Consider the following 25,042-nt stretch of genomic DNA (forward strand, 5'->3'; position numbering starts at 1 on the left):
ATTAGCGCGTATGTCGCGGCATGTCTTTTCGATACCATTGGTAATTATTTATGGCGCTGGGCTTGGCCGTGCCGGGCAGTGTTGCGCACGCGATCACGGCTTCAGCAAAAAATGCATTACCCTGCTACAGTATTTACTCAATCCAACTTTTCCGCATTGCCGTTTTGCCGCCGTCCGCCAGATTCCTGACCAACTTTGCTGGCGTGCCATTGCAGTTGCTGCCCTCATTTCATTGCCTCATTTATAACTTAATTCGCTTGATAGTTACTATGTTTCAATTGTAACGATGCTTGACGATTTTAGAATGATCGTTCATTCTTTGATCTGCGTTAATAAATTTAGTCATTTCTAACGACACTAGCCAGCTTCTTTTTCAGAAAGTCCAAGATGCAACCAACCTTTTCCTTGACGTCGCCGCGTACGAGCGGCGCTATTGCCGTTCTGTGCGCCACTGTAATCATGGCCGGCTGCAGTAAAAAACAGGAAGCACCTCACGCGCAGCAAGCGCCACAGGTGGTCGTGTTTACTGTTAATCCGGCTGCGTTGCCGATGAGCGCCGAATTGCCCGGCCGCACGAATGCATACCAGGTCGCCGATGTGCGCCCGCAAGTCGGTGGCTTGATCCAGAAGCGCTTGTTCGTCGAGGGCAGCGATGTGAAAGCGGGCACGGCCCTGTACCAGATCGATTCGGCCACTTACCAGGCTGCCTATAACTCAGCCAAGGCGGCCTTGTCGAAAGCCAAGGCCAACCTGCTGACGGCCGGCCCGAAAGCCTCCCGCTACAAGGAACTGGTTGCCATCGAAGGCGTGAGCCGTCAGGAATACGATGATGCCGTCGCTGCGTTCGAGCAAGCCAAGGCAGACGTCGAGTCCGCTACCGCGGCACTGGAATCGGCCAACATCAACCTGAAATACAGCACCGTGACGGCACCGATCAGCGGCCGCACCAGCCGCTCGACCGTGACGGCCGGCGCGCTGGTCACGGCGGGCCAGGCCGAAGCGCTGACCACCGTGCAGCAACTCGATCCGATCTATGTCGACGTGACCCAGTCGAGCACCGACCTGCTGCGCCTGAAACGCCAGATGGCCGACGGCTCGCTGAAGAAAGTGGGCGAAGGCCAGGCCAAGGTTGACCTGCTCTTGCCGGACGGCAGCAAATACAGTGAATCGGGCAAGCTGCAGTTCGCTGGCGTGACGGTCGATCCGACCACCGGCAACGTGATCTTGCGCGCGCTGTTCCCGAACCCGAAAGGCGAATTGCTGCCAGGCATGTACGTGCGTGCGCAGCTGGAAACGGGCGTGGATGAAAAAGCCATTACCGTGCCGCAAGTGGGCGTGACGCGCAACCAGAAGGGCCAGGCAACCGCCTTGATCCTGAACAAGGAAAACAAGGTCGAGCAACGCGTGTTGACCACCAGCGGCACGGTCGGCAACGACTGGCTGGTGACGTCCGGCCTGGCCGCAGGCGACCGCGTGATCGTGGAAGGCTTGCAAAAAGTCAAGCCAGGCGCCCCGGCCGTTGCCGTACCGGCCAAGGCCGCTGCCGCATCTGCCGCCGCATCGGTTGCCAGCGCCCACTAATTCAGGAGAATATTAATGGCCCGTTTTTTCATTGATCGCCCGATTTTTGCCTGGGTGATCGCGATCGTCATCATGCTTGCCGGCGTGATTTCGATCCTCAGCCTGCCGATCGCGCAGTACCCGAGCATCGCTCCGCCGTCGATTTCGATCAGCGGCTCCTACCCTGGCGCTTCCGCCAAGACCGTGGAAGATGCGGTGACCCAGGTCATCGAACAAAAGATGAAGGGTATCGACGGCTTGCGTTACATGGCGTCGTCGAGCGATGCGACTGGCGGCGTCAGCATCACGCTGACGTTTGCCAGCGGCACTAACCCAGACATTGCCCAGGTGCAAGTACAGAACAAGCTGCAACTGGCGACGCCACTGCTGCCGACGGCTGTCACGCAGCAAGGCTTGGTCGTGTCGAAAGCCACGAAGAACTTCCTGATGGTGTTCGGCTTCATTTCCGAAAACGGCAAGATGGACCAGACCGACTTGAGCGACTATGTCGCCGCCAACGTCGTCGATCCGCTGAGCCGTGTTGCCGGCGTGGGCGATGTGACCCTGTTCGGTTCGCAGTACGCCATGCGTATCTGGCTCGATCCGGCCAAGCTGCAAAGTTTTAACCTGACCCCGGCGGACGTGATCACGGCCGTGCAGGCGCAGAATGCGGAAGTGTCGGCCGGTGAACTGGGTGGCACGCCGTCCGTCAAGGGCCAGCAGTTGAACGCCACCGTGTCGGCGCAGAGCCGCTTGCAAACGGCGGAGCAGTTCGGCGCCATCTTGCTGAAAACATCGACCAACGGTGCCATGGTGTACCTGAAGGACGTGGCCAGCATGGAACTGGGCCGCGAGAACTACAATACCGTGGCCCGCTACAACGGCCATGCGGCTACCGGCGTGGCGATCAAGCTGGCGACGGGTGCCAACGCGCTCGATACGGCCAATGCGGCGAAAGCCATGTTGGGCAACCTGAGCAAGCAATTCCCTGAAGGCATGAGCTACCAGGTCGCGTTCGATACCACCCCGTTCGTGAAACTGTCCATTGAAGAAGTGGTCAAGACCCTGGTGGAAGCGGTCATCCTGGTATTTTTGGTGATGTATCTGTTCCTGCAGAACTTCCGCGCCACCCTGATCCCGACCATGGCCGTGCCGGTCGTGCTGCTCGGTACCTTCGGCATCCTGAACGCGTTTGGCTATTCGATCAACACCTTGACCATGTTCGCCATGGTACTGGCCATCGGTTTGCTGGTCGATGATGCGATCGTGGTGGTGGAAAACGTCGAGCGCGTGATGAGTGAAGAAGGCTTGTCGCCGCTGGAAGCGACGCGCAAGTCCATGACGCAGATCACGGGCGCGCTGGTCGGTATCGCCATGGTGTTGTCGGCCGTGTTCGTGCCGATGGCCTTCTTTGGTGGTTCGACGGGCGTGATTTACCGCCAGTTCTCGATCACTATCGTCTCGTCGATGGTGCTGTCCGTCATCGTCGCGCTGGTATTTACGCCAGCTTTGTGCGCCACTTTGCTCAAACCCGTCGAAAAGGGCCATCACGCCAGCAACAAGGGCTTCTTTGGCTGGTTCAACCGCAGCTTCGATAGCAGCAGCAACAAATACCAGGGCTGGGTTGGCAGCATGATCCGCCACCGTGGCCGTTCGATGTTGTTGTACGTCATCTTGCTGGCTGGCCTGGTATTCCTCTTCATGCGCTTGCCGACCTCCTTCCTGCCGGAGGAAGACCAGGGCATTCTGTTTACGCAGATTCAATTGCCGACGGGCGCCACGCAAGAGCGCACCCTGAAAGTGATCGAGCAGGTCGAAGACCACTTCATGAACAGCGAGAAAGACAACGTCGCCTCCGTGTTTGCTGTCGCCGGTTTCAGCTTCGGTGGTAACGGCCAGAACACGGGTATCGCCTTCGTGCGCTTGAAGGACTGGGCGCTGCGCAAGGACGTGGCGCAGAAAGCGCCGGCCGTGGCCGGTCGCGCCATGGGCAAGTTGTTGCAGATCAAGGATGCGATGGTGTTTACGTTTGCACCGCCGGCCGTGCTGGAACTGGGTAACGCCACCGGTTTCGACATGCAGCTACAGGATATCGGCGGTGTCGGCCATGACGCCCTGATGGCGGCACGTAACCAGTTGCTGGGCATGGCCTCGCAAAACCCGACCATGGTGGGCGTGCGCCCGAACGGCCAGGAAGATACGCCGCAATACAAGATCGACATCGACCAGCAGAAAGCCACAGCGCTGGGCTTGCAGATCTCGGAAATCAACCGCGTGCTGAGCGTGGGCTGGGGTAGTTCGTATGTCAACGACTTCCTCGACCGTGGTCGCGTGAAGAAAGTGTTCATGCAAGGCAATGCCGAATCGCGCATGCTGCCGGAAGACTTGAACAAGTGGTTCGTGCGCAATACTGCTGGCCAGATGGTGCCGTTCTCGGCCTTTGCCACCGGCAAGTGGATTTACGCGTCGCCCCGCCTGGAACGCTACAACGGCTTGCCGTCGGTAGAGATCCTGGGTACACCGGCACCGGGCCAGAGCACGGGCGCCGCCATGAACGCGATGGAAGCGATGGTGGCGCAGTTGCCGCCTGGCATAGGCTTCAGCTGGACCGGCGTGTCGCTGGAAGAGCGTGAATCCGGTTCGCAGACGCCGCAACTGTATGCACTGTCCTTGCTGATCGTGTTCCTGTGCCTGGCTGCACTGTATGAAAGCTGGTCGATCCCGTTCTCCGTGCTGCTGGTGGTACCGCTGGGCGTGATCGGCGCGGTACTGGGTACGTGGATGTTTGGCCTGTCGAACGACGTGTACTTCCAGGTGGGCTTGCTCACGGTGGTGGGCCTGTCGGCGAAGAATGCGATTCTGATCGTGGAATTTGCCAAGGAAATGCAGGAATCGGGCATGTCGCTGCTGGACGCGACCTTGCACGCGGTGCGTCTGCGTCTGCGTCCGATTTTGATGACCTCGATTGCCTTCGGCCTGGGCGTGTTGCCACTGGCCATCTCCAGCGGTGCCGGTTCCGGCAGCCAGAACGCCATCGGTATCGGCGTGCTGGGCGGTATGTTGACGGCCACCTTCCTCGGTATCTTCTTCGTGCCGGTGTTCTTCGTGCTGGTGCGCGGCTTCTTCTCGAAGCCGGACGCGCCAGCCACGCCGGCGACGCCTGGTTCGCCAGCCGTCACGCTTTCCAAGGATGCACATTAATATGAAAAAATCGCTACTCTCCATGGCGGCACTGGCCTTGCTGGCCGGTTGCAGCCTGGCTCCCACGTATGAGCGTCCGGCAGCGCCGGCGCCTACGGCGTGGCCGACGGGCCCTTCCTACAAAGCCGACACGGCCGCCGCCGACGCCAAGCCGGTGGCGGACGTCGCCTGGCGCGAGTTCTTTGCCGATGCGCGCCTGCGCCAGGTACTGGAACTGGCGCTGGCCAACAACCGCGACCTGCGCGTCTCGATCCTCAACATCGAGAAGGCGCGCGCCACGTACGGCATCGAACGCGCCGCGCTGATCCCGACTCTGTCGGCTTCCGGTGGCCAGACGGCCAGCCGCGTGCCGAAGAACGCCAGCGCCAACGGCGAAGCGTCCATCAATCGCCAGTACACGGCGAACCTGGGCGTCTCGGCGTACGAGCTGGACTTCTTCGGCCGCGTACGCAGCCTGTCCGACAGCGCGCTGGAACAATACCTGGGCACGGAAGAAGCACGCCGTGCGCAGCAGATCAGCCTGGTGGCCGAAGTGGCCAGCACCTATCTGAACCTGGTGGCCGACCAGCAGCGCCTGCGCGTGGCGCAAGACACCCTGAAGAGCCAGCAATCGTCGTATGACCTGGCCGTGCGCCGCTTCAATGCCGGTGCTACGTCCGGCCTGGACAAGTACGATGCCCAGACCAGCGTCGAGTCCGCCCGTTCCGACGTGGCTGTCTACACGAGCCAGGTTGCGCTGGATCAAAACGCGCTGGTCCTGTTGGTGGGCGGCCCCGTGTCAGCCGACTTGCTGCCGCCAGCCGAGTTCGGCGCCGTGACGGCCCTGGCGGACATTCCTTCCGGCTTGCCGTCGGACGTGCTGCAACGCCGTCCCGACGTGCTGGCGGCGGAGCGCACCCTGCGCGCAGCGAATGCCAACATCGGCGCGGCGCGCGCCGCCTTCTTCCCGCGCATTTCGCTGACGGCGACAGCAGGTTCGCTCAGCGACAACCTGTCGGGCCTGTTCAAGGCGGGCAGCGGCACGTGGAGTTTCATTCCACAGATCAGCTTGCCGATCTTCGATGGCGGCGTGAACCGCGCCAACCTCGATATCGCCAAGGTGCAGCGTGAAATCTCCGTGGCGCAATACGAAAAGGCGATCCAGGTCGCCTTCCGTGAAGTGTCCGATGCGCTGGCCCAGCGCGGTACCATCGACGAGCGCCTGCAATCGCAGGTCTCGCTGGTCGAGGCGTCGACGAAGAGCTACACCATCCACGACGCGCGCTACAAGCAGGGCGCCGAGTCTTACCTGAACGCCCTGGTGGCCCAGCGCGCGCTGTACACGGCGCAGCAAAGCCTGATCACGGCGCGCCTGGCCAAATCGACCAACCTGGTGACTTTGTACAAGGTGCTGGGCGGCGGTTGGCAGCCTGAGCAGACAGCCGTCGCGGCGGCTGGCGGCGTCCAATAATCACGGGGACGCCGATGCCGGCCTTGCCCGCAAGGGCAGGGCTGGCGCGCTACAGGAAAAGTCATGAACCAAGTTGAAAAGAAGCATCCGGATCCCGAGCGCGCCAACACGCGGCGCAAGCAGGTGCTCGATGCGGCGGAGAGTTGTTTCAGCCGCCGCGGCTTCCACGGCGCCAGCATGGCCGAGATATCCAAGGCTGCCGGCATGAGTGCGGGTCACATCTATAATTATTTTGACAGCAAGGATGCGATCATCGCCGCCTTCGTCATGCAGAATACGGAGCGTGTGTCGAACCTGATGCAGGACCTGGCGCAGCGCGAAGACCCGCTGCAGGCCGTGATCGACAATGCAGGCGAACATGTGCTGGAAAGCCTGGACCCGAAAACCTGGGTAATGCCGCTGGAAATCTTTGCCGAGGCATCGCGCAATCCCGCCATCGCCGAGATGCTGCACTGCGCGGACCGGCGTTCGCGCCAGTTGTTCTTGTCCATTATCAAGGAGGCGCGCATCAAGCGCGGCTTGCCTGCGGATGAAGAGATGCTGAAAGGCCGGCTGAACGCCATGATCGCCATGTACCAGGGATTGCCCGTGCGGGTAGTGCACAATCCCGACGTCAAGGTCGAACCCTTGATCGCCGGTTTCCGCATCGCCCTGACGGCGCTGCTGCTCAGTGAATAAGCGTTTTGCCCCAGGCTGAAAAAAACTTTGCGCAGTTCGATATGAATCATGCGCAAAAGCATGGCAAAAACTTAAAAGCCTCTGCTATAATTCTCACCTCGTCGGGGCGTAGCGCAGCCTGGTAGCGTACATGCATGGGGTGCATGGGGTCGGAAGTTCGAATCTTCCCGTCCCGACCATAAGAATCAAAGACTTAGGCCAATCTTCGGATTGGCCTTTTTCTTTTTCGGCGTCCGGTGTCCGGCGCGTGTCCGGATAATCAATGCTCTAATACGGCTTTGCACGAACTTACGCGGTCTAATATCTCAGTAAATTAGTAAACTTCGCGTTTTCTATATTGCATATAATCAAGTTGGATTGCACACAGGATGCAGCCCGCAGCCGCACTGTGCTGCGCCACAGAACTTGAAAAGGTATAAGATATGGCAACCCGTCCGTCGACTCCGCAACCGCAGCCCCAGCCTCAAAGCCCTCCAAGCCAACCGGGTAGTGGTCAGAAGAGTCATGTCCCCCGGCCCGCCGAGCATCGACCACCGCCGCCCCCGACCGAGAGAAAATAGCTATGTCAGATCGAGAATACTTGTGGTCCCGGAGAAGCGACGTGCGCCAGCGAGCTTTGGCGAATCGGATCTACTACCAGGAGCGCCAGCGCATCTTCGAAGTGCGCGAGGGCTTCGTGAAGGTAATCTCGATCTTGGCGGGCACGCTGGCATTCTCAAAATTTGTCCCACCTGATTACATTCCAGTCTTCACCGCCGTAATCGCCGTGGCCAACCTCGGCTCTCTGGTGTTCGGGTTCGGCACGAAGGCGCGCGATAGCGCAAAGCGCAGCTCCGAGTGGGCATTGCTGGAGCGCGATATCGAACTACCTGGCGAGCGAAACTTCACTGAAGACCAAGTCGCGCAGTGGGCTTCCCGCTGCAACGAAATAGAGGCTGGCGAGCCGGCAGCTCACCCTGGATTATTCGAACGCGCCAACCATCGTGCGTGCGAGGCCATGGGGAGCAAGCAGGGGAAGCTGTCGTTTTGGCGTATGCATCGACCAGTTATTTTTCTTCATTGAAACCCGCCCTGTGCGGGTTTTTTTACGCCTGGCGCAGGGGAGTCGGACAGAGGAGTGCGTCCGTTGCAGCCCCTTCGGTTCGTGCCAATCTCCGGGCGGCGCTACATCTGTGATTTTTCCATATGTGGAGTCGGCTCGGCACCTGGCCGCCCGCGCCAGATCTGCCCCTGGACTGCAGGTCTGCGCGCACCCCCAAAAATTTTTGGTCGTCATCACCGGCACTGGCCCGGCTGCAGGTGGCCAGGCTCGCACTCCCAAATTTTCGGGCCAGTGTTCAGCGGGCTGTCGACCTGGCGCAAGGGTACGATTTGAAATCCGCCCCTTCGAGGCCGACCCCGGCCAGCGCCAGCAGTACGCTGGCCGGGGTTCGTGGTCAGCACGAGCGGTCCGCAATCCTCACTCGCGCCATCCTGGTCACGGCTGGACTACGATGACGGCACGGCCATGCGGCCGCCAATATGAGGAGCGAGTCATGGGCAAGAGCGGAACGAGTGGTAATGCAGGCAAGGGCGGCACCACAAGCCCCGGGACACGTCAAGGCACGACCGGCGGCAGCTCCAGCGGTGGCGGTGCGCGCCCTGGTGCGGGCGCTGGCCAAGGTCCAGGCAATGCGGGCGGTTGGCCGAGCACCACCGGCGGCGCGTCCGGTGGCGGCCGTAGCAACGGCAAGCCGAGATAGCCTTTTCAAATACCGGCCAAAACGGTATTTGACCGGTGCAGCGTGGCGGGCCTGGCTTTGTTCAGCACCTGCCAAGCTGGATCTGAAATCCGACTTCACCGCAGCGCTCTCGTCATGGACGTTACATCCGGGAAAATCCCGTATGTACCACTCAACTGGCGCCGAACCGAGTAGCCGGAAAATCTTCCTGCTACCACAGCGTGCGCATCCGCGATTTGTGACCCACTTAAAGTGGGTCGCAAGGGCATCGAGTTTCGCTACCCCCTTGACTGGCACGGCGTCGGCCGATCTTGCTCGCGTTTCAAACGTGACCAAGGAACCATCGCAAGGGGGCGCTATTCCTGCACCCCCTTTCCCGCTCCCCCGTTCTGGGGAGCGGTCTTCATTCGCTGACGTGGGCTGAAAATTTAGCTGACGTTGCACCCGGCGCCGGTGATGCGCGCTCTTTTGCTCACATCTTGGTCGGCAGTGCAGCCGCAGATGCCATCGTGCACCGTGCCTCCAGCATCAAGCCCGCTCCGGGGAAAGCCCGGTACGATGCCGATGCTGACCAGCCCGACGAAATTCGTCGCCTTGGCTGCCACCCCAGTCGAGATGCGCTCAAATTTGAGCGCATCTCGACGGAAGCGCGTGAGGCACACGATAGCTGCAGCGTCCGGCCGACATGCCGTCCAGGGGCTGGACGCCATGCGCCGCAGCGGAATTATGCTGCGCTCAAAAGTGAGCCGCCAATCGTTTTTCCCAGGCTCGCATGGCGGTCACCGGGTCTCCTCACTTCTGAGGAGACCATCGGAAGAACCTGCTCAGATCTGAGCAGGTGTCAGGCGGGTCGGAATTTGCGCTTCCTCAGCAACTTCCGGCGATACCACGATCTGCACCTTCGCTCCGTATCGCTCGATTACCTCATGCAGCAAGGCGCCGGACGATAGCTCGGCAACGGTTGCCGGCTGCCCATCAAGGGCGGCGCTCAGCATTTCTACGATTTCTGCGTTCACACTCCTACCGCTCGCCTTGGCGCGCGCCTCCAAACGTTGGCGAAGTTCGCTCGGCATCCGTAACGGATAGCTGTTTTGCTGTTTTGGTTGCTCCATGTGCGGAGTATGAGATTCTTTTAGGTTGCTCGCAAAGAATCTATTTGACATCTATATATGCTAGATGTCAGAATGAATCTCACTTCTCAATCCTTTAGTGGAATTCTCATGCCGGCCAAAAAGCAAATCTGCACTACGCCACTCCGCATCCCTGTTGAACTGCGCGAATGGGCAAAAGCTCATGCGGCATCGAAAAAATGCAGCCTGAACGCGCTAATGATCGACTTGCTGATCGAACTTAGGGGCGAGACTGAGCAAAAGAAAAACTGAGAAGTAATTGGAACTAATGCGTTTGCTGATGCGGTCAGCAGGGGAGGGTATTGTTTGAAAATTTAGAAGAGAGCCTGACTTTTTGAGGGGCCGGGATTGCAGCCCAGCCCCTCAAGTCATTTACAACCAGCCTGGCGGAACCAGGTAGCTGCGGCCATGAATGTTAGAAGCATTCCGGGCCTTGTGGACAAGTGCACCCTCAGAAAAGAGATACGAAATGAACAGCAACGATGGTATCACCAAGAATTCAAAAAAACAAGCGAGCGCCAAAAATATTATCGAATTACCTATAGCTACTCCAGTCGGATCGCTGAGCTATGAGCCGGGCGCGCAGCTGCCGACACCTCCCCTCTTCGACATCATCGCCGAGGATGGAAGTGTGCTCTGGCATGCGCGCCAAAAGGTCGATGCTCGGCGCCTCATCAAAAATCGCCAAGCGCTACCGGAGCAATATCCGCGCTGGCAAGGGCGCCTGGCGACGCTGCCGGCGAACCTCGCCCCAACTGGGTCGATCAGCACGAAGCAAGACGCGCCGCGCTGCTTCACGGGGTTCCCGCCGGGCGCGCTCGATGGTTGCCAGCCGACGCTGCAATTCCGCGGCGGCTCGCTCGGCTTCGGTGATGATCGCCCTGATGTGATGATCGGCTTCGGTGGTCAGGTGGGCCACATCTCGGCCGAGCTTGCCCTGTTCCATCTGGATCGCTTCATCGAGTCTAGTCGTGCTCAACTCATCCTTATGGCCGGCTATCACTATGGCGTAACGCTGGAATGCCCGACAGTCGACCTGACAGGAGGAATGGCATGAGCACCACCAACCCATACATCACCGATCTCGGCCGCGCCCCGTATGAACTAGCGCACCTGATGCGCACGCTGCCTGTCAGCATGACTGTCGATCACGTCATGACTACTGAGGAACGCCAGAAGGCACAGGCGGCAATCGCACATGCCAGCAACGCCAACTATGCGCTGCTGGCCGGCATGGAGGCTATCGGAAATATCCTCTTCGCGGCAGTCACGAATGAGAACTTCCCGCCAAAAGAAGAGACGCTGTCGAGCATCGCGGCGCTGATCACTCACATGGCTGTTGAGGCCCAGGTCATGCAGGAAACGCAGTCGGACTTGCAAAGCAACCTCGACGTGGATGCGGAGCGCGCTGCCCGGGCCCAGCCGCAAAAAAGGGCCGCGAAGTGACCGCCGCCCCATCCCACTCCACCACCATCAAGCGCCTGGCCTGCCTCGCTGGCGTCGTCGGCGCCCTGCTGGCCGCAATCGAAATCATGGAACCGGCATCACAGCCGGAAGCACTGGAAACCTGCGCCACGCTGGCCAGCGATATCGCGAATGCACTCGCCGACATTGCTGACCTTGGCGCCAGGTAGTTGGTTGCCATGAAGTAAAATGTTTCGCCAGCCCTAGGCTGATCCCTGAATACCCGTTTCCCTGACGGGACGGGCTGGCTTTTTTCTCAGGGGTATTGTGGGATGCCATGATTAATATCGACAAAATTTTTGATGCTCGTAAATTAAAACGCGAACAAAATAGAAAAAAATGGACCGACAAAATAATAAAACTTCAGCGTCGTGTGGATGGACTGGATGATGATGCGGCGGATGCGCGACTTTTAAGACGTGCGCGTTTACTGGAAAAGCGTTTAAAAGTATTTGAGCCCATGCTGTTGGAGTCATGGATGTTGCACGATACATGGACCAAGGATGAGGGCCTCTTTATATTGTGCGATTTAGATCCGAAGCGATCAAGATCAGATGCTTTGGAGGATATTTCATCGGGAAAGTTCAAATCTGGAATTCCTATAAAGACTATCGTCCGACTTGATAACGTCGATTACGGGGCGCCACTAATCAAAGAAATTATGGGTAAGGTTGCGAGTACGCAGGCGCCGTTGACGATTAAAGATAAGTACGAAAATATAAAAAAGCTTTGGAATAGCGGCGAGCATACTCAGGATAGATATGCGCCTGTTTATTTTCTAAGCTGGGCTGTCAGCAAAAAGATAAAGATAACATGGGCCGATTGGGCATTAAGAAAAGGATATGTGACCAAAGAAATGCTGTCACTTTCCGCAGTGCAGTTGGCCTTATTGCGCGAAGCGTTTGTTCAGACAGATGTCTCAATCTCGGCGCCACCTTCAAGCGGAGAGTCTCGGGTCTATTGGCGAATCCTAATCAACGACCGGATTGGCGATATTGATCAGCTCCACGGCGGAAAGGCTGAAGTTACTCAAGTGATTCGATGGCTGAAGGCAAATGGGGGGAAGCGAATCATTGCTGACGAATCAATTGAAAAATTGTATTGGCTGGACGATAATAATGGAAGGCAAGCAGCAGGGAAAAAGTCGATTTCAAACGCAATTTCCGAGGCCAGATCTTCCCGGAAAGTTCCCGCTTAATTTCCCACCTTCCCGTCTAATTTCCCACCTTCCCGGGAGCCCTGTTAATTCCTAATTGGACAGGCAAAGATACATCCATCGGCCAATCACGGCCCTAACCGGATGGATGTATCTCAAAATGGCACAACTCCCTGAAACTGGCTTTCTCCGCATTAAACAAATCATCGGCGACCCCAAATCGGTTCCGCCGACCCCTCCATTAATTCCCGTTCAAAAGACCTGCTGGTGGCAAGGTGTTGCTTCCGGTCGTTTTCCGCAGCCTGTGAAAATGGGCCGGAAATGCACCATGTGGCGCGTGGAGGACATTCGCGCTTTGATAGCTTCGCTTTAATCGGGGGCGGTCATGAATGAATTAATAGAAGATGCTGAGATTCAGCGTCAAGCGTGGCTTGCGGGCTCTGTGTGCAGGCAGTTCATTTCGGCGTTAGAGCGTCCGACCTTTTCCATCGCGGTTATCTACATAACCGGCAGTATCTTGGCGGGGACTATTGAAACCGATTCCGAGGTGATGGCCAATGCAAATCGCATTTACGGCGGCCTGGTTGAAAAAGCTGAGGCTGGCGGCTTTCAAGAGGCGGACATCCTCGCGGTTTATTTCAGAAAGAATCGCTGGACTCCAATGGCAGCGGAATTGGCTACCGAGTTAGTTGAATGCGCCGGTGGTGTCGATGCATTCCTTGACATGTTCGACCTTCTGGCGCGAAGCACGAGCTCGATGGGATTCATCCAATGAAGCCCCGCACCATTCTCAAGTGCACCCTTATGTGGCTGCACGGCCGTGGCCTGGTCTCCGGCGCTACCGTTACCCGCGCCTTCGCGCGCTTCGATCTGTGGAGTGCGTAATGGCTGAAATCTCAAGCCTCCCGATCAACGCCATCAGCATTGACGGCGGCACGCAATCCCGCGTCGCCTTGAATGAGACTACCGTTGCCGAATACGCGGAGGTGATCCGCCTGGGTGGCGAGCTGCCACCGGTGGTCGTGTTCAATGACGGCGCCAGCGATGGCCTTTGGCTGGCCGACGGCTTCCACCGCTTTCACGCGCACCGCGCTGCCGACGCTATGGATATCGCCTGTGACGTGCGAGTCGGCACTAAGCGAGATGCCATTCTATATTCACTTGGTGCAAATGCGAAGCATGGATTGCGGCGGACAAGTGAGGATAAGCGGAACTCAGTCCGAATTCTCATTGCGGACGTCGAATGGGCTGCGATGTCAGAAAATCGTATGGCCGAAATCTGCGGGGTCAGTCGAACATTGATTCGCGCTGTTATCGACGAGTCGCATCTTGCAGAAAAACAAGATAGCACACGTATCGTTGAGCGCAACGGCGTCACCTACGAGCAGAACACCGCCAATATCGGCAAGGCCCCCCTCAAGGGGGAGCTTGCGCCGCCGGCGTCGATCAAAACCGAATTGGAAGCATCTCCGGCCGGCTTGCCTGAAACGCCTTCGAGCGAAATTCGTTCGAAGGCGGTGCCGGCCGCCCAGTCCGACACGCAGGACGAGACACCTGACCTGGCGCAGCTGGCCGACGAGCTGCAAAAAGAAAATGAGGCGTACCAGCGGCAGATCCTGAGCCTGGAAGCCGACGACCCCAAAGTGGAGCTGGTGCGCCTCAACCAGCATCTGGACCAGCTCAATGGCCGGCTGCAGGGTGAGATCAATACCCGCAACGAAGCGCAGAAGATGGTGAAGCACTACGCCACCATCCTGGAGAAAATCCGCAAGGCGCTGAACGTCGAGAGCAACCGCGACATCCTGTCCGCACTGGGGGCCCGATGAACCCGATCAATCTCCGGGACTACCAGAACGCGTCCATCGACGGCCTGCGCGCCAATATCAGGGGTGGCGTCAAAAATCAAATATTGCTCGCGCCGACTGGTGCTGGCAAGACTGTTATGGCTGCATACCTGCTGAACGAGGCACAGGGCAAGGGACGCCGCGCGATCTTCGTGTGCGACCGTATCTCGCTGGTCAACCAGACTAGCGCGACGCTTGACCATTACGGAATTTCGCACGGTGTTTTGCAGGCGCAGCACTGGCGCTTCCGGCCATGGGAAAGGGTTCAGATTGCGAGTGCGGCCACCTTGGCCAGGCGCGGCTGGCCGGAAGCGGACCTGATCATCGTCGATGAATGTCACGCTCAGGTCAAGGACACCATCGAGCGCATCGCCAAGCGCGACGCCATCACCATCGGCCTGTCTGCAACGCCGTTTTCCAAAGGGCTTGGCAGGCATTACGATGCTGTGGTGGCGGTCACGACGACGAACAAGCTGATCAGCAGCAAGTCCCTGGTGCCGTTCCGCGTGTTCGCCGCCAGCGAGCCCGACATGACCGGCGCCAAGGTGGTCGGCGGCGAGTGGGCGGAATCCGAAGCCGCCGACCGAGCCATGCCGATCATCGGCGACTGCGTGGCGGAGTACTTGAGGCATGGCGAAAACAAGAAGTTCATCGCATTCGGCTGCAACGTGGCGCACGCGGCCGAGATGAAAAAGCAGTTCGCGGAAGCTGGCGTGGTGTGCGAGCTGTACACGTTTCGCGAAGGTGACGAATTCCGCAACGAAACCGTCGATGAGTTCCGCAAGCCGGACAGCTACATCCGTGGACTGATCAGCGTCAGCGCGCTCAGCAAGGGTTTTGATGTCTCCGATGTCGAGGTCATCATCATGGCCAGGCCGCTCAAGTCGAGCCTGGCCGAACACATCCAGATCTTGGGGCGCGGCCTGCGCACCCATCCTGGCAAGGAGTCGTGCTTGATTTTGGACCATGCTGGCAACTGCATGCGCTTTTGGGATGCAATGTCGGAGTTTTTCGAGACTGGCGAGGTGGAGCTGGACAACGGCACCAAGAAGGAAAAGGCCAAGCCGAAGCCGAAGGAACGCCAGGCGACAAAGTGCGCCATCTGCCACCACATCCATGAGTGCGCGGCGTGCCCATCGTGCGGCCACGTCCCGGAGCGAAAAAGCGGCGTGCAGCACGTCGCCGGCACCTTGAAGGAAATGATCCACACCGGCGATCAAGTGAGCCTCACGCAGACGCTGTGGCCGCAGCTGTGCCACTACGCCATGGGCGCCTGTGGCGATGACCCGGTGCGGGCCGAAAAACGGGCCCTGGGCATGTTCAAGGGCATGACAGGGCAATGGCCAATGCATGCGAGCTTTCCCAAGGTCCAACGCGTCAAACCGACGCGCGAGACGATGAACCTGATCCGGCGCAACCAGATCGCATTTTCGAAGCGACCAAAATAATGGATTTCAGAGCACAACTTGAAGCAATCGGCTTCATGCCGACCACGGTCGAGCCGGATGGGAAGTGGCATCGTTGCAAGACGGTCGACCATCCGAAGAAGCGCAACGGCGCCTACCGTCTGGCCACTTGCGGCACGATAGGTTTTTACCAGAACCATGCCACCGAAAGCGAGGTCACGACCTGGCGTGCGGGCAGCGAGACGGAGCGACCGGACCCGATGATTTCCCAGGCGCGCATGCGGGAGGCGCTGAACGAGCGCCGCCGCAAGGCCATCAAGGCCACGGAGGATGCGCGCGCCTACTGGCGCACCTGCAAGCCGCTGCGCCACGGCCACCCCTACCTCGATGGCAAGCTGCTCACGATGCAGGGCTGCGCCGGCTTGCGCGTCGATGATGACGGATGGCTGATTGTGCCGGTCGATATAGGCGGCGCTATTGTCAGCCTGCAGCGTATATCCCCTGACGGCTCCAAGCGGTTCTGGAGCGGCGCCAGCGTCAAAGGCGGGTGCTATGTGCTCGACACGCCACGCGCATCAATGACGGCCATTGTCGAGGGTTTGGCGACCGGCCTGGCTGTGTTCCAGTCGGTGCCGAACTGTCGGGTGATCGTGGCGTTCGACTGCGGAAACATGGACCCGGTCGCGCAGCGCCTGGTCATAGCAGGCCTGGCTGTGGTGGCCGCCGACAATGATTACGCTACCGAGGCACGCACTGGTAAGAACCCAGGCCTGGTACACGGCCGCAGCGCCGCTGAGATGATCGGTTGCGGTATTGCCTGGCCCGAGGGGATTGTGGGCACCGACTATGCCGACATGCTGGCCGAGCTGATCGCGAGCGGCCGACAGGCGAACGACGCAGCGCCGCGGCGCGACCAGGTGCGTGACGAAGCGATCATCAAGGCGGCAAAGCATCGCGTGGCGCAGAGCATCAAGCGGGCAATGAAATTCGTTGCCCATCGCCGAAAAGGGGAGAGTGATGGCAGTCATTGAATTTTTGGCGATCAAGAACTGGGATACGTTCCAGCACTACAGCAAACGCAATCCGCCTTGGATCAAGTTGCACAGGGCCATCCTTGATGATTATGCGTTCTGCTCGCTACCTGATGCTGCGAAGGGGCACTTGATGATGCTGTGGCTCTACGGCAGCCAGAACGATGGCAAGGTGCCGAACGATCCGGCATTCCTTGAGCGAAAGCTGTCGTGTCAAAACCTCGACTTGGATATCTTCATTCGAACAGGTTTTTTGATTCCGATGGATCGCGGAAAGATAACGCTAGCACCTACGCATGCAGCTCGCTAGCACCAATGCTAGCGCCGTGCTAGCAACTGACAAGCAACTAAATGTCTATTCTCAGAAGAGCACGCTAGCAGCTTACTTGCAACTCAGAAGATGTTAACGGCAAAAGCAACCCCAAAAGCCGCCATGCGCAGCAAGCTGCTTAAAACCAAAATCAAGGGCAAACCCGAAGCGTCTGACGCGACGGATAAAGGCCCAAAAACTCAAACTTGAGGAAGTGGAAATATGACCAAGCAAGCAATGTTCACCCCAAATGCAGACGGCTACGATATCAGCCCGGCCGGCGTGCTGCTGCTGTGCGCTGATACCGTCTACGGCGACCCGGCCGAGACGACGCCGGCCGGAATTCGCAATGCGCGCGCCATGATGGAATCACTGCTATCCGCTGCACGTGCTGGCGGCTACACCCAAGGCGACGTGTTGCAAACGCTGCTGGCGCGCAAGCAGATCGATCGGCGCGTGATGGATATGGCCCAGGGGGCCTGCGACGCTGCTGGCGCTGCGCGTCTGGCAGTGGCGATGCGGGATGCTGGCCTGGGCCGCAAGTAATTTCACGCTTCATTGGCACGGGCGCCGGCGGGCACCCAATTGAACCGAAGACGACACAGGAAGACAATATGATTCGAGAATCAAAATTACCCAGCAGGCGCGCAGTATCGAAGCGAACCGCGTACACATTGGCGACCTTTGCAGCGGGCATTTTTATCGGCTGGTACGCTGGCGTAGACCTGCTTGAGCGCGGGTTCTGGCCAGCGCTGACGCTTTACTCGTCATTGGGCGCGGGATTGATTGTCTGGACGTCTCCAGGCTGGAAATGGGTAGGGAGCGACAAATGAGCGTAATCCAGAAATATACCAGCGCCCTCGGATCATCGAACTTGCGCGACGACGCCCACCACCACAGCACCGAGGTGCTGGCCGCCGCAGCACTGTGTCGCGACCTGGGCACAGCGCTGTTTCGCGTGAAGTTCGCCGGCGACGCCACCAGCTACCCGGCGCTGCTCGACGCCTGGCGCGAGATCGTGAAGACAAAGGCAGGGCACAGGACGTGGCCGGCCGACGTGAGCCCGGCCAAGGTGGCGCGCCTGTCGCTGGATCACTGGCTGAACGACGTGTGCCCGGCCTGCACCGGCCGCGCCTACGAGCCGGTGCGGGGCCAGACGACAGTGATGTCGGACATCGCGTGCCGCGCATGCGCCGGCAGCGGCACGCGCGCCGTGCAGGCACAGCACAAGATGCTGCACCTGGTCGAGGACATGGTCGAAGCGCTCAACGCCATGGCGGCGCACGCTGCAGGGCAGACTATGAAGCGCTTGGCTCAAGAGATTGAACTATAAGGTGTAGACTAGACTGCATTGATCCATCAATTTTCTGAAATCTACACGGCGGGAATTTAGCGTACATTTGCAGGGGGATAAAATGGTAAATGATCTATCTCGCGCTGACGTTCTTGAGCATGCCGGTAAGAAACTTCGGGCGCAGTACGGTGACAAGGCCATACCTCGCAAAGAAATTGTCGAGGAGGCATGTAAAAATAGCAATTACACCGAGTCGAGTATCTTGCCTTCGGACTTCTGCTACAACTGCTTGAATAAAGATCCAGCCTCAGCATCTATGGCTAATGCAATGTTTGTCAAAGTAGATCGTGGATGGTATGAGTTTTTGGGGAGGGGGCAGTCGTATTCCGGAGAAGTCACCTGGACTCCAAAAGGTAAGTCGGCTCGACCAGTAGGCGCGTGGGTTGACGGGTATTACCAGCCATATGCCAGTAAACCCTGAATCGTCATTGCTCTGACAGGTCTGAGGACAGGCAATCGATCACTATGGGTTTATGATATTTTCTGCGAACTGTTCGTAAACACAGTATATAATTGACGCACTGCGCGCCTTACGATTCATCCAGCGCGCATAATTCAAGCCAAGCGCTACGGCGCGACGCAGGGCAGCGGCAGACCTGAAGCCGAGAGCGTTGATGCTCCTTCACGCCCGAACAAAAGCCCGCCTCGTCATGAAGCGGGCTTTTTATTTTTAAGATGATGTTTTTGTGTAAACATCTTTAGCAACGGAGTTATACTGGGTAACCTCAACATGACCCGGATACGTGCGATGCCATATTCTTATGGAGACCCTTCTTTGTATAGCCGCACTGCTGTACGGCGGGCGGGTGAGCGAACGGCGCAAGATGTTGGTACCGAGATCGATGAGAAAATTATTACGAACTGGAGGAATTCCCACGCCTTCGTTCTCACCACGTTTCGAAATACTTTGCGTCGGTACATTGGCGAGCAACCCGTCATTTTCGCTCAGCGCCTTAAGCGTTTAAATACGATTATCGATAAATTGAAAACTGGACGGGCCAAAGATTTATCGAGTATGCATGACCTAGCTGGCTGCAGACTGATCTTTGATTCCGTCGAGGAGTTGAGAGAGTTTCGAGCGCGCTTTCACCAGAGCCGCGCGAAGCATGAGCGCCTGCAACAGGACAAATACGACTACATCGATTTCCCTAAGCCCACTGGCTATAGGGGTATTCACGACGTTTTTCAGTATCACGTCAATGCGAGCACCGGAAGCATTTATAACGGTCTGCGGATAGAAATACAGTACCGCACAAAAGCACAGCATGCCTGGGCCACGGCGGTCGAAATTAGCGATATTCTGGATGGCCATCGAATAAAATTTGAAGTCGGAGTTAACGTGCGGCGCGAACGACTTTTTGTTCTCGCAAGTGAATATATCGCGAGGACCAAAGAGGGTATTTATGGCCCATGCCCTGATCTCGCCGATTTAGAACTTGTAACGGAAATAAAGGCACTCGAGGCAGATCTGCATATTATTGCCAACTTACGTGCTGCAAGGAAGAGCAACCTAGAAATTCCTCGAAAGAAAAATATCGTTCTTCATTTTTCGGGTGATGATTTGAAAGCATATGGCTGGGTAGAGAGTAAGGGGGCGCTTAACTTTCGCGATCTCATTGAGAAGCAGCATCCGGCAGATGATGTTGTATATGTTAGCGGCGCTAACCCAGCCGCCATCGCAAATGCATTCCGAAACTATTTTAAAGATGCTGCCGATTTCGTCGACATGGTATCGCCGGCGCTTGAGTAGATCCGCAGATAACAAGAATTACCGAGACATACTATTTGATCCGGCTTTGGCCGCCAGCCGCACCATTGCGCTGGCGGCTTTTCTATTTGAGGTATCACGATGCACAGTAGCTTCCTGCAAAACGCCGCAGGGCATGACTTCACTATCTTGGACGCTGCAACACTGCGGCCGGTAGATTCCAAGCGACGCCTGGACTTTGCAGCATGAAGCGACGCCACTACCGAGACATGATCGTCCGCGCCAGCCAAGCCGGCGACATGTTCCGTATCGACCAGCTGGCCATGCAATTGGCCAGGGCCGAAGAGGCACGCCGACTGCTGCAGGCGCTGACCCATTGCCCAACATGCGCTGCTAGCGCGGCGGCGCGCCTAGCGCCCGAGGCAAGCGATGATGTTGCTGGTGCCTGATGGCGCCGCGCCTCACCACGCTGAAGTCTAAGCTGCAGACACTGCCGGGCCGCATGGTCACTGTAAGCGCGGACTCGTGGCGCTCTGGTAAAGAAAGCAGCACCGCGCGCGGCTACGGCTACAAATGGCAGCAAGCCCGCGCCGCCTACCTGGTGAAGCATCCGTTCTGCGCTTACTGCCTGCGTGATGCTGGTATCAGCTACGAGCAGGATGCGGTGGCCATCGGCCTGGCATGTATGACCAAGGGCATTGGCCTGCCGCACGCCCAGGTGGTGGACCATATCGATCCGCACCGCGGTGACATGACGGTGTTCTGGGATTCGACCCGGTGGCAGTCGTTGTGCACGACGCACCACAGCCGCGACAAGCAGCGCGAAGAAGCATTGGGTATATGAGAGGTCAGACTCTTGGTCGAGGCGCCATGAGGCCGTGGTCAGGCCGTAGGCGCATCACCGAAGCGATAGGGGAGGGGCGGGGTAAATCTCTGGAGCCTTTGCCGCTCTAGACCGCATGTACCCCATTCGCAGATTTTATTTCCCCTTGAGGACTATGTTAATGGCTTTAACAGGCAAAAAGCGGGTGTTCGCCGATGCCGTTTTGGCCGGCCGCTCCAATAAGGAAGCTGCAATCGAGGCTGGCTACAGCGCAGCTACGGCATCAGCGGCAGGATCGCGTCTTGTTAAAGAGTTGCCAGTAGCTGCGTACATCGCGGGTCGCAAATCAGCCCATGCCGCCGCACCAGGTGCAGCGACGAAATTGCCGGCACCGTCATCGGGTGATGAGGACATAGACCCGCTGAACGGCGCGCACTACGTTGACCCAAAAGACTTCTTGGGCGCCGCAATGAATGCGCCGGAACTGGACATGCGTCAACGCATCGATTGCGCCAAGGCGCTGATGCCCTTCGAGCACCAGAAGTTGGGTGAGGGCGGGAAAAAGGGCGAGAAGCAGGCGGCCGCGAAGACGGCGGCGAAAGGGAAATTCTCCCCAGCCGCTCCGCCAAAGTTGGTAGTGAGCAATAAATGATGACGCCAGAGTGGTCGACAGCATGCCCCGATTGGGCTGACCGCCTAAAGTCTGGACGCTCGATCATTCCGCCGCCAATCTTCCCGGAAGAAGCAGCGGCTGGGCTGGCCGTGCTGCGTGAGCTGCGCATCGTCGATGCGCCAGGATCCCCGATGATCGGTGACGCCTGCGCGCAGTGGGTCTTCGACCTGGCCGCATCCATCTTCGGCGCCTATGACTCCCGTGAGGGGTCGGAGACGGAGGGGCGCCGACTGATAACGGAATGGTTTGTGCTGGTCCCGAAAAAGAATTCGAAATCGACAGTTGCCGCAGCGATCATGCTGACCGCGCTTATCCGCAACTGGCGCGAGTCGGCCGAGTTCACTATCCTGGCGCCGACGTTGGAGGTGGCAAATAACAGCTTCGCGCCGGCCCGCGACATGGTGCGCAAGGATGAGGCGCTGGAAGACCTGATGCAGGTTCAGACGCACGTCAAGACGATCACCAGCCGTCAGAACAACGGCACGCTGAAAGTGTCGGCCGCCGATTCGAACACGGTCAGCGGCAAGAAGTCGGTCGGCACGCTGATCGAGGAGCTATGGCTGTTCGGTAAGCAGGCCAACGCCGAGAATATGCTCCGAGAGGCGACCGGCGGCCTAGCATCGCGACCTGAGGGTTTCGTCATCTACATCACCACGCAGAGCGACGACCCGCCGGCCGGTGTCTTCCTGCAAAAACTACAGTATGCGCGCGACGTCCGCGACGGCGTGGTGGTCGACAAGCAGTTCGTGCCGATCATCTACGAGTACCCGGAAGACATCATCAAATCGAAGCAGGACCGCAAACCGGCCAACTTCGGCATGGTCAATCCGAACATCAATTACTCGGTCGACCGCGACTTTCTCGAACGCGAGATGCGCAAGGCGGAAGTGGAGGGTGAGCACTCGGTGCGCGGCTTCCTCGCAAAACACCTGAACGTCGAGATCGGCCTGATGTTGCGGTCGAACCGCTGGGCCGGCGCCAACCACTGGGAGGCGGCCGCGCTGCCAGCGCTTTCGCTGGAAGAATTGGTCGACCGCTGCGAGGTGATCGACCTGGGCATTGATGGCGGCGGGCTGGATGACTTGCTCGGCTTCGCCGCAGTAGGTCGATGTGCGACGACGCGCCACTGGTTCGCATGGACGCACGCCTGGGCTCATCCTTCGGTTCTGGAGTTGCGCAAGTCTGAAGCGGCCCGCCTCCAGGATTTCGAAAAGGATGGCGACCTGACGATGGTAGGGAAAATCGGTGACGACGTGACTGAGTTGGTTATGTTCGCCGCCCAGGTTTGGATGACCGGCAAGCTCGACAAAATCGGCGTCGACCCTGCTGGACTCGGAACGATCCTGGACATGTTGGAAATGGAGGGCATCCCATCCGAGATGATCGTAGGTATCAAGCAGGGTGCGGTGGGGCTAAATGGAGCCATCAAGACAACCGAACGGAAGTTGGCGGCCGGCGAGCTTTGGCACGGCGGTCAGCGCCTCATGAACTGGTGCGTCGGCAACGCCAAGGTGGTGGCAGCCGGAAACGCGGTCACGATAACTAAACAGTCCAGCGGCTCGGCAAAGATCGATCCGCTCGCCGCCTTATTCAATGCTGTGACGCTGCTGGCGCTCAATCCCGCCGCTACAGGTTCCTCTTTCTGGGATAAATAATGAGATTTTTTGGAATGCTGTTCGGACGCAAGGCGGCCGCGCTGACGTACGACCAGGTCGCGGGCCTGATTGACGGCACGGGTGCCAGCCGCTTCGCCGGCGTGACCGTTACCGCAAAGACGGCGTTGCAAGTGTCGACGGTGTTGGCGTGCGTGAAGGTCATTGCCGATGGCTGCGCCACGCCGAAGCTGCACGTGTACCGCGAGGGCAGTGACGGACGACGTCAGAAGGCCACAAACATCCCGGAATATCGCCTGCTGTCGCGCCGGCCAAACGAATGGCAAACCTCATTTGAGTGGCGCCGCCAGATGACGATCCACGCCGCCCTGACCGGTACCGGCCTGTCGATCAAGGTCCGTGGGGACAACCGCCGCGTTCGCGAGCTGATCCCTGTGCAGCCCGGCAGCTGGAGCATGACACGCAACTCTCGGTACGAACTGGTGTATCGGTGCTGGGACCAGTTTGGCCTGATCGGCGAGTTTGGTCCGGATGATGTCTTCTTGCTCAACGGCGTGCAGTGGGATTGGACGGAAAGTCTCAATGCCGTCGCACTTGCACGGTCCGCTATTGGGCTTGCCATGGTGACGGAGCAGAGCCAGGCGGCCATGCATGAAAACGGCTTGCGCCCCAGCGGCACCTATTCCGTGGAAGGTAGCTTGAACGAGGAGCAGCACGGGCGCCTCACTAACTGGATCAAGAGACAGGCCGGCGCACGCAATGCCGGCACGCCGATGGTGCTGGACCGCGCCGCGAAGTGGATGAGCACTGCGATCTCCGGCGTGGACGCGCAGCATGTCGAGACCCGGCGCCTGCAGATCGAGGAGATTTGCCGCGGCTACGGCGTGTTTCCGATCATGGTCGGGCATTCGGACAAGTCGGCCACCTTCGCCAGTTCCGAGGCTTTCTTCGCCGCGCACGTCAAGCACACGCTGGCGCCGTGGCACGAGGCATGGACGCAGCGAATAGACGAAATGATGCTGGACGGAGCCGGCCCGTTGTTCGCTGAGTTCGACACCAGGTACATGACAGAGGGCTCCATGAAGGACCGTTCGCAGTGGGCGAGGACGATGTCCGAGATGGGCATCTACACCCGCAACGAGATCCGCGACGAGGAAGGTAAAGACCCGCTGCCCGGCCTTGATGAACCACTCACGCCAATGAATATGACCAGCGGCCAGAAAGGAAAGAAAGATGATGCAGATCCCGAAGCTTGAAGTGCGCCACGCCGCCGGGGGCCGGCAAGTGCGATCGTTTGCACTCCAGATCAAGGCTGCCGGCACCGACGGCTCGGTCGAGGGTTACGGCTCGGTGTTCGGTGTGCGCGACAACTACGACGACGTGATTGTGGCCGGCGCCTTTCAGGCATCACTTGCAGCTCACCGCGCCGCCGGCACCATGCCCGCGATGCTATGGCAGCACGACGCGACCGAGCCGATCGGCATCTGGACCGAAATCGTCGAGGATGCCAAAGGCTTGCGCATGAAGGGCATGCTCGCACTGGACACCGCGCGCGGCAAGGAGGCGTACGCGCTTTTGAAAATGGGTGCCCTGAACGGCTTGTCGATCGGCTTCATGTCGAAGAAGTGGTCTTATGAGGGCGATCTGCGCATCCTGGCGGAGGTGGACTTGTGGGAGGTGTCCATGGTCACCTTTCCGGCCAACGAAGCTGCCCGTATCACCAGTGTGAAATCCGCCGGCGAGGTGTCGGCACCAAAAGATGCTGAAAGGATCCTGCGTGATGCTGGATTCAGTAAGTCCGACGCCACGGCCCTCGTGTCGCGCGTCATGCGGATGGGAGAGGAGCGGAGGGATTCCGCCAACTCGACCGCCAAAGCGATGGGCGCAGCAACCCGCCTTCTCTCCTCACTCAATTCTTGA

At 58.7% G+C, this 25,042-nt stretch carries 27 protein-coding genes and 1 tRNA gene; 27 read left to right on the top strand and 1 reads right to left on the bottom strand.

Annotated features, from left to right (window positions below; genetic code table 11):
* The first annotated feature begins 387 nt into the window (after nucleotides 1–387).
* From ACQ4W7_RS02685 to ACQ4W7_RS02710, 6 genes are all read left to right on the top strand, one after another.
* On the top strand, nucleotides 388–1,581 hold the full coding sequence (locus ACQ4W7_RS02685; RefSeq protein ID WP_436528198.1) for an efflux RND transporter periplasmic adaptor subunit: 1,194 nt from the start codon (nucleotides 388–390) through the stop codon (nucleotides 1,579–1,581).
* Between the two features lie 15 nt (nucleotides 1,582–1,596).
* The gene (locus ACQ4W7_RS02690; RefSeq protein WP_426070760.1) at nucleotides 1,597–4,761 is read left to right on the top strand and encodes an efflux RND transporter permease subunit; all 3,165 of its coding nucleotides are present in this window, start codon (nucleotides 1,597–1,599) and stop codon (nucleotides 4,759–4,761) included.
* A 1-nt stretch (nucleotide 4,762) separates the two neighbouring features.
* Nucleotides 4,763–6,211, top strand: coding sequence for an AdeC/AdeK/OprM family multidrug efflux complex outer membrane factor (gene adeC, locus ACQ4W7_RS02695; RefSeq protein ID WP_436528201.1), 1,449 nt, complete (start codon nucleotides 4,763–4,765; stop codon nucleotides 6,209–6,211).
* A gap of 63 nt (nucleotides 6,212–6,274) precedes the next feature.
* Nucleotides 6,275–6,889, top strand: coding sequence for a TetR/AcrR family transcriptional regulator (locus ACQ4W7_RS02700; RefSeq protein ID WP_436528203.1), 615 nt, complete (start codon nucleotides 6,275–6,277; stop codon nucleotides 6,887–6,889).
* A gap of 102 nt (nucleotides 6,890–6,991) precedes the next feature.
* Nucleotides 6,992–7,068, top strand: a tRNA-Pro gene (locus ACQ4W7_RS02705).
* A gap of 422 nt (nucleotides 7,069–7,490) precedes the next feature.
* A complete protein-coding gene (locus ACQ4W7_RS02710; protein ID WP_436528205.1) occupies nucleotides 7,491–7,952 on the top strand; it encodes a hypothetical protein in 462 nt (153 codons plus the stop codon).
* Between the two features lie 1,482 nt (nucleotides 7,953–9,434).
* Here ACQ4W7_RS02710 and ACQ4W7_RS02715 read toward each other — a convergent pair.
* Nucleotides 9,435–9,773, bottom strand: coding sequence for an Arc family DNA-binding protein (locus ACQ4W7_RS02715; protein WP_436528207.1), 339 nt, complete (start codon nucleotides 9,771–9,773; stop codon nucleotides 9,435–9,437).
* Nucleotides 9,774–9,830: 57 nt separating this feature from the next.
* Between ACQ4W7_RS02715 and ACQ4W7_RS02720 the strand changes: the two genes are divergently transcribed.
* From ACQ4W7_RS02720 to ACQ4W7_RS02820, 21 genes are all read left to right on the top strand, one after another.
* Complete coding sequence (locus ACQ4W7_RS02720; protein ID WP_436528209.1) at nucleotides 9,831–9,992, top strand: hypothetical protein; 162 nt, start codon at nucleotides 9,831–9,833, stop codon at nucleotides 9,990–9,992.
* Between the two features lie 217 nt (nucleotides 9,993–10,209).
* Nucleotides 10,210–10,797, top strand: a complete 588-nt coding sequence (locus ACQ4W7_RS02725; RefSeq protein WP_436528211.1) for a hypothetical protein — start codon at nucleotides 10,210–10,212, stop codon at nucleotides 10,795–10,797.
* The gene (locus ACQ4W7_RS02730; RefSeq protein ID WP_436528213.1) at nucleotides 10,794–11,186 is read left to right on the top strand and encodes a hypothetical protein; all 393 of its coding nucleotides are present in this window, start codon (nucleotides 10,794–10,796) and stop codon (nucleotides 11,184–11,186) included. The genes ACQ4W7_RS02725 and ACQ4W7_RS02730 overlap by 4 nt, the downstream gene beginning before the upstream one ends.
* Nucleotides 11,183–11,374 carry a hypothetical protein gene (locus ACQ4W7_RS02735; RefSeq protein ID WP_436528215.1) on the top strand — a complete coding sequence of 64 codons (192 nt, stop codon included), beginning with the start codon at nucleotides 11,183–11,185 and terminating at the stop codon, nucleotides 11,372–11,374. The genes ACQ4W7_RS02730 and ACQ4W7_RS02735 overlap by 4 nt, the downstream gene beginning before the upstream one ends.
* A 107-nt stretch (nucleotides 11,375–11,481) precedes the next feature.
* Nucleotides 11,482–12,402, top strand: a complete 921-nt coding sequence (locus tag ACQ4W7_RS02740; protein WP_436528217.1) for a hypothetical protein — start codon at nucleotides 11,482–11,484, stop codon at nucleotides 12,400–12,402.
* A 118-nt stretch (nucleotides 12,403–12,520) separates the two neighbouring features.
* Nucleotides 12,521–12,733: a helix-turn-helix transcriptional regulator gene (locus tag ACQ4W7_RS02745; protein ID WP_436528219.1), complete on the top strand. Its 213-nt coding sequence runs from the start codon at nucleotides 12,521–12,523 to the stop codon at nucleotides 12,731–12,733.
* A gap of 12 nt (nucleotides 12,734–12,745) precedes the next feature.
* Nucleotides 12,746–13,135, top strand: a complete 390-nt coding sequence (locus ACQ4W7_RS02750; protein ID WP_436528221.1) for a hypothetical protein — start codon at nucleotides 12,746–12,748, stop codon at nucleotides 13,133–13,135.
* Between the two features lie 109 nt (nucleotides 13,136–13,244).
* On the top strand, nucleotides 13,245–14,186 hold the full coding sequence (locus ACQ4W7_RS02755) for a ParB N-terminal domain-containing protein (RefSeq protein WP_436528223.1): 942 nt from the start codon (nucleotides 13,245–13,247) through the stop codon (nucleotides 14,184–14,186).
* Nucleotides 14,183–15,652 carry a DEAD/DEAH box helicase gene (locus ACQ4W7_RS02760; RefSeq protein WP_436528225.1) on the top strand — a complete coding sequence of 490 codons (1,470 nt, stop codon included), beginning with the start codon at nucleotides 14,183–14,185 and terminating at the stop codon, nucleotides 15,650–15,652. The genes ACQ4W7_RS02755 and ACQ4W7_RS02760 overlap by 4 nt, the downstream gene beginning before the upstream one ends.
* A 35-nt stretch (nucleotides 15,653–15,687) precedes the next feature.
* A complete protein-coding gene (locus ACQ4W7_RS02765) occupies nucleotides 15,688–16,641 on the top strand; it encodes a primase/helicase family protein (RefSeq protein WP_436528227.1) in 954 nt (317 codons plus the stop codon).
* Complete coding sequence (locus ACQ4W7_RS02770; RefSeq protein WP_436528229.1) at nucleotides 16,628–16,951, top strand: hypothetical protein; 324 nt, start codon at nucleotides 16,628–16,630, stop codon at nucleotides 16,949–16,951. The genes ACQ4W7_RS02765 and ACQ4W7_RS02770 overlap by 14 nt, the downstream gene beginning before the upstream one ends.
* 222 nt (nucleotides 16,952–17,173) lie before the next feature.
* Nucleotides 17,174–17,497, top strand: coding sequence for a hypothetical protein (locus ACQ4W7_RS02775; RefSeq protein WP_436528231.1), 324 nt, complete (start codon nucleotides 17,174–17,176; stop codon nucleotides 17,495–17,497).
* A gap of 283 nt (nucleotides 17,498–17,780) precedes the next feature.
* Nucleotides 17,781–18,284, top strand: a complete 504-nt coding sequence (locus ACQ4W7_RS02780) for a hypothetical protein (protein ID WP_436528233.1) — start codon at nucleotides 17,781–17,783, stop codon at nucleotides 18,282–18,284.
* An 82-nt stretch (nucleotides 18,285–18,366) separates the two neighbouring features.
* Nucleotides 18,367–18,726 (top strand): DUF7225 domain-containing protein, encoded by a 360-nt coding sequence (locus ACQ4W7_RS02785; RefSeq protein ID WP_436528235.1) that lies wholly within the window; start codon nucleotides 18,367–18,369, stop codon nucleotides 18,724–18,726.
* A 354-nt stretch (nucleotides 18,727–19,080) separates the two neighbouring features.
* On the top strand, nucleotides 19,081–20,055 hold the full coding sequence (locus ACQ4W7_RS02790; protein WP_436528237.1) for a RelA/SpoT domain-containing protein: 975 nt from the start codon (nucleotides 19,081–19,083) through the stop codon (nucleotides 20,053–20,055).
* 203 nt (nucleotides 20,056–20,258) lie between these two features.
* Nucleotides 20,259–20,462 (top strand): hypothetical protein, encoded by a 204-nt coding sequence (locus ACQ4W7_RS02795; RefSeq protein WP_436528239.1) that lies wholly within the window; start codon nucleotides 20,259–20,261, stop codon nucleotides 20,460–20,462.
* Entirely contained in the window at nucleotides 20,462–20,857 is a 396-nt protein-coding gene (locus ACQ4W7_RS02800; RefSeq protein ID WP_436528241.1) for an HNH endonuclease, read from the top strand. The genes ACQ4W7_RS02795 and ACQ4W7_RS02800 overlap by 1 nt, the downstream gene beginning before the upstream one ends.
* 160 nt (nucleotides 20,858–21,017) lie before the next feature.
* Nucleotides 21,018–21,488, top strand: coding sequence for a terminase small subunit (locus ACQ4W7_RS02805; RefSeq protein WP_436526064.1), 471 nt, complete (start codon nucleotides 21,018–21,020; stop codon nucleotides 21,486–21,488).
* A complete protein-coding gene (locus tag ACQ4W7_RS02810; protein ID WP_436528243.1) occupies nucleotides 21,485–23,164 on the top strand; it encodes a terminase large subunit in 1,680 nt (559 codons plus the stop codon). Before ACQ4W7_RS02805 ends, ACQ4W7_RS02810 begins: the two co-directional genes overlap by 4 nt.
* A 14-nt stretch (nucleotides 23,165–23,178) precedes the next feature.
* The gene (locus tag ACQ4W7_RS02815) at nucleotides 23,179–24,378 is read left to right on the top strand and encodes a phage portal protein (protein ID WP_436528245.1); all 1,200 of its coding nucleotides are present in this window, start codon (nucleotides 23,179–23,181) and stop codon (nucleotides 24,376–24,378) included.
* Complete coding sequence (locus tag ACQ4W7_RS02820; protein WP_436528247.1) at nucleotides 24,356–25,042, top strand: HK97 family phage prohead protease; 687 nt, start codon at nucleotides 24,356–24,358, stop codon at nucleotides 25,040–25,042. The genes ACQ4W7_RS02815 and ACQ4W7_RS02820 overlap by 23 nt, the downstream gene beginning before the upstream one ends.

The organism is Janthinobacterium algoris (assembly GCF_051380935.1).
Lineage (GTDB): Bacteria > Pseudomonadota > Gammaproteobacteria > Burkholderiales > Burkholderiaceae_D > Janthinobacterium.

What these genes read in the sequence shown, in the direction of transcription:
- ACQ4W7_RS02750 (WP_436528221.1), top strand. Translation starts at nt 12,746, where the DNA reads ATGAATGAATTAATAGAAGATGCTGAGATTCAGCGTCAAGCGTGGCTT.
- ACQ4W7_RS02715 (WP_436528207.1), bottom strand. Translation starts at nt 9,773, where the DNA reads ATGTCAAATAGATTCTTTGCGAGCAACCTAAAAGAATCTCATACTCCG.
- ACQ4W7_RS02685 (WP_436528198.1), top strand. Translation starts at nt 388, where the DNA reads ATGCAACCAACCTTTTCCTTGACGTCGCCGCGTACGAGCGGCGCTATT.
- ACQ4W7_RS02800 (WP_436528241.1), top strand. Translation starts at nt 20,462, where the DNA reads ATGGCGCCGCGCCTCACCACGCTGAAGTCTAAGCTGCAGACACTGCCG.
- ACQ4W7_RS02795 (WP_436528239.1), top strand. Translation starts at nt 20,259, where the DNA reads ATGAAGCGACGCCACTACCGAGACATGATCGTCCGCGCCAGCCAAGCC.
- ACQ4W7_RS02785 (WP_436528235.1), top strand. Translation starts at nt 18,367, where the DNA reads ATGGTAAATGATCTATCTCGCGCTGACGTTCTTGAGCATGCCGGTAAG.
- ACQ4W7_RS02690 (WP_426070760.1), top strand. Translation starts at nt 1,597, where the DNA reads ATGGCCCGTTTTTTCATTGATCGCCCGATTTTTGCCTGGGTGATCGCG.
- ACQ4W7_RS02740 (WP_436528217.1), top strand. Translation starts at nt 11,482, where the DNA reads ATGATTAATATCGACAAAATTTTTGATGCTCGTAAATTAAAACGCGAA.
- ACQ4W7_RS02730 (WP_436528213.1), top strand. Translation starts at nt 10,794, where the DNA reads ATGAGCACCACCAACCCATACATCACCGATCTCGGCCGCGCCCCGTAT.
- ACQ4W7_RS02815 (WP_436528245.1), top strand. Translation starts at nt 23,179, where the DNA reads ATGCTGTTCGGACGCAAGGCGGCCGCGCTGACGTACGACCAGGTCGCG.
- ACQ4W7_RS02810 (WP_436528243.1), top strand. Translation starts at nt 21,485, where the DNA reads ATGATGACGCCAGAGTGGTCGACAGCATGCCCCGATTGGGCTGACCGC.
- ACQ4W7_RS02765 (WP_436528227.1), top strand. Translation starts at nt 15,688, where the DNA reads ATGCCGACCACGGTCGAGCCGGATGGGAAGTGGCATCGTTGCAAGACG.
- ACQ4W7_RS02725 (WP_436528211.1), top strand. Translation starts at nt 10,210, where the DNA reads ATGAACAGCAACGATGGTATCACCAAGAATTCAAAAAAACAAGCGAGC.
- ACQ4W7_RS02770 (WP_436528229.1), top strand. Translation starts at nt 16,628, where the DNA reads ATGGCAGTCATTGAATTTTTGGCGATCAAGAACTGGGATACGTTCCAG.
- ACQ4W7_RS02745 (WP_436528219.1), top strand. Translation starts at nt 12,521, where the DNA reads ATGGCACAACTCCCTGAAACTGGCTTTCTCCGCATTAAACAAATCATC.
- ACQ4W7_RS02720 (WP_436528209.1), top strand. Translation starts at nt 9,831, where the DNA reads ATGCCGGCCAAAAAGCAAATCTGCACTACGCCACTCCGCATCCCTGTT.
- ACQ4W7_RS02775 (WP_436528231.1), top strand. Translation starts at nt 17,174, where the DNA reads ATGACCAAGCAAGCAATGTTCACCCCAAATGCAGACGGCTACGATATC.
- ACQ4W7_RS02805 (WP_436526064.1), top strand. Translation starts at nt 21,018, where the DNA reads ATGGCTTTAACAGGCAAAAAGCGGGTGTTCGCCGATGCCGTTTTGGCC.
- ACQ4W7_RS02820 (WP_436528247.1), top strand. Translation starts at nt 24,356, where the DNA reads ATGATGCAGATCCCGAAGCTTGAAGTGCGCCACGCCGCCGGGGGCCGG.
- ACQ4W7_RS02780 (WP_436528233.1), top strand. Translation starts at nt 17,781, where the DNA reads ATGAGCGTAATCCAGAAATATACCAGCGCCCTCGGATCATCGAACTTG.
- ACQ4W7_RS02700 (WP_436528203.1), top strand. Translation starts at nt 6,275, where the DNA reads ATGAACCAAGTTGAAAAGAAGCATCCGGATCCCGAGCGCGCCAACACG.
- ACQ4W7_RS02760 (WP_436528225.1), top strand. Translation starts at nt 14,183, where the DNA reads ATGAACCCGATCAATCTCCGGGACTACCAGAACGCGTCCATCGACGGC.
- ACQ4W7_RS02755 (WP_436528223.1), top strand. Translation starts at nt 13,245, where the DNA reads ATGGCTGAAATCTCAAGCCTCCCGATCAACGCCATCAGCATTGACGGC.
- adeC (WP_436528201.1), top strand. Translation starts at nt 4,763, where the DNA reads ATGAAAAAATCGCTACTCTCCATGGCGGCACTGGCCTTGCTGGCCGGT.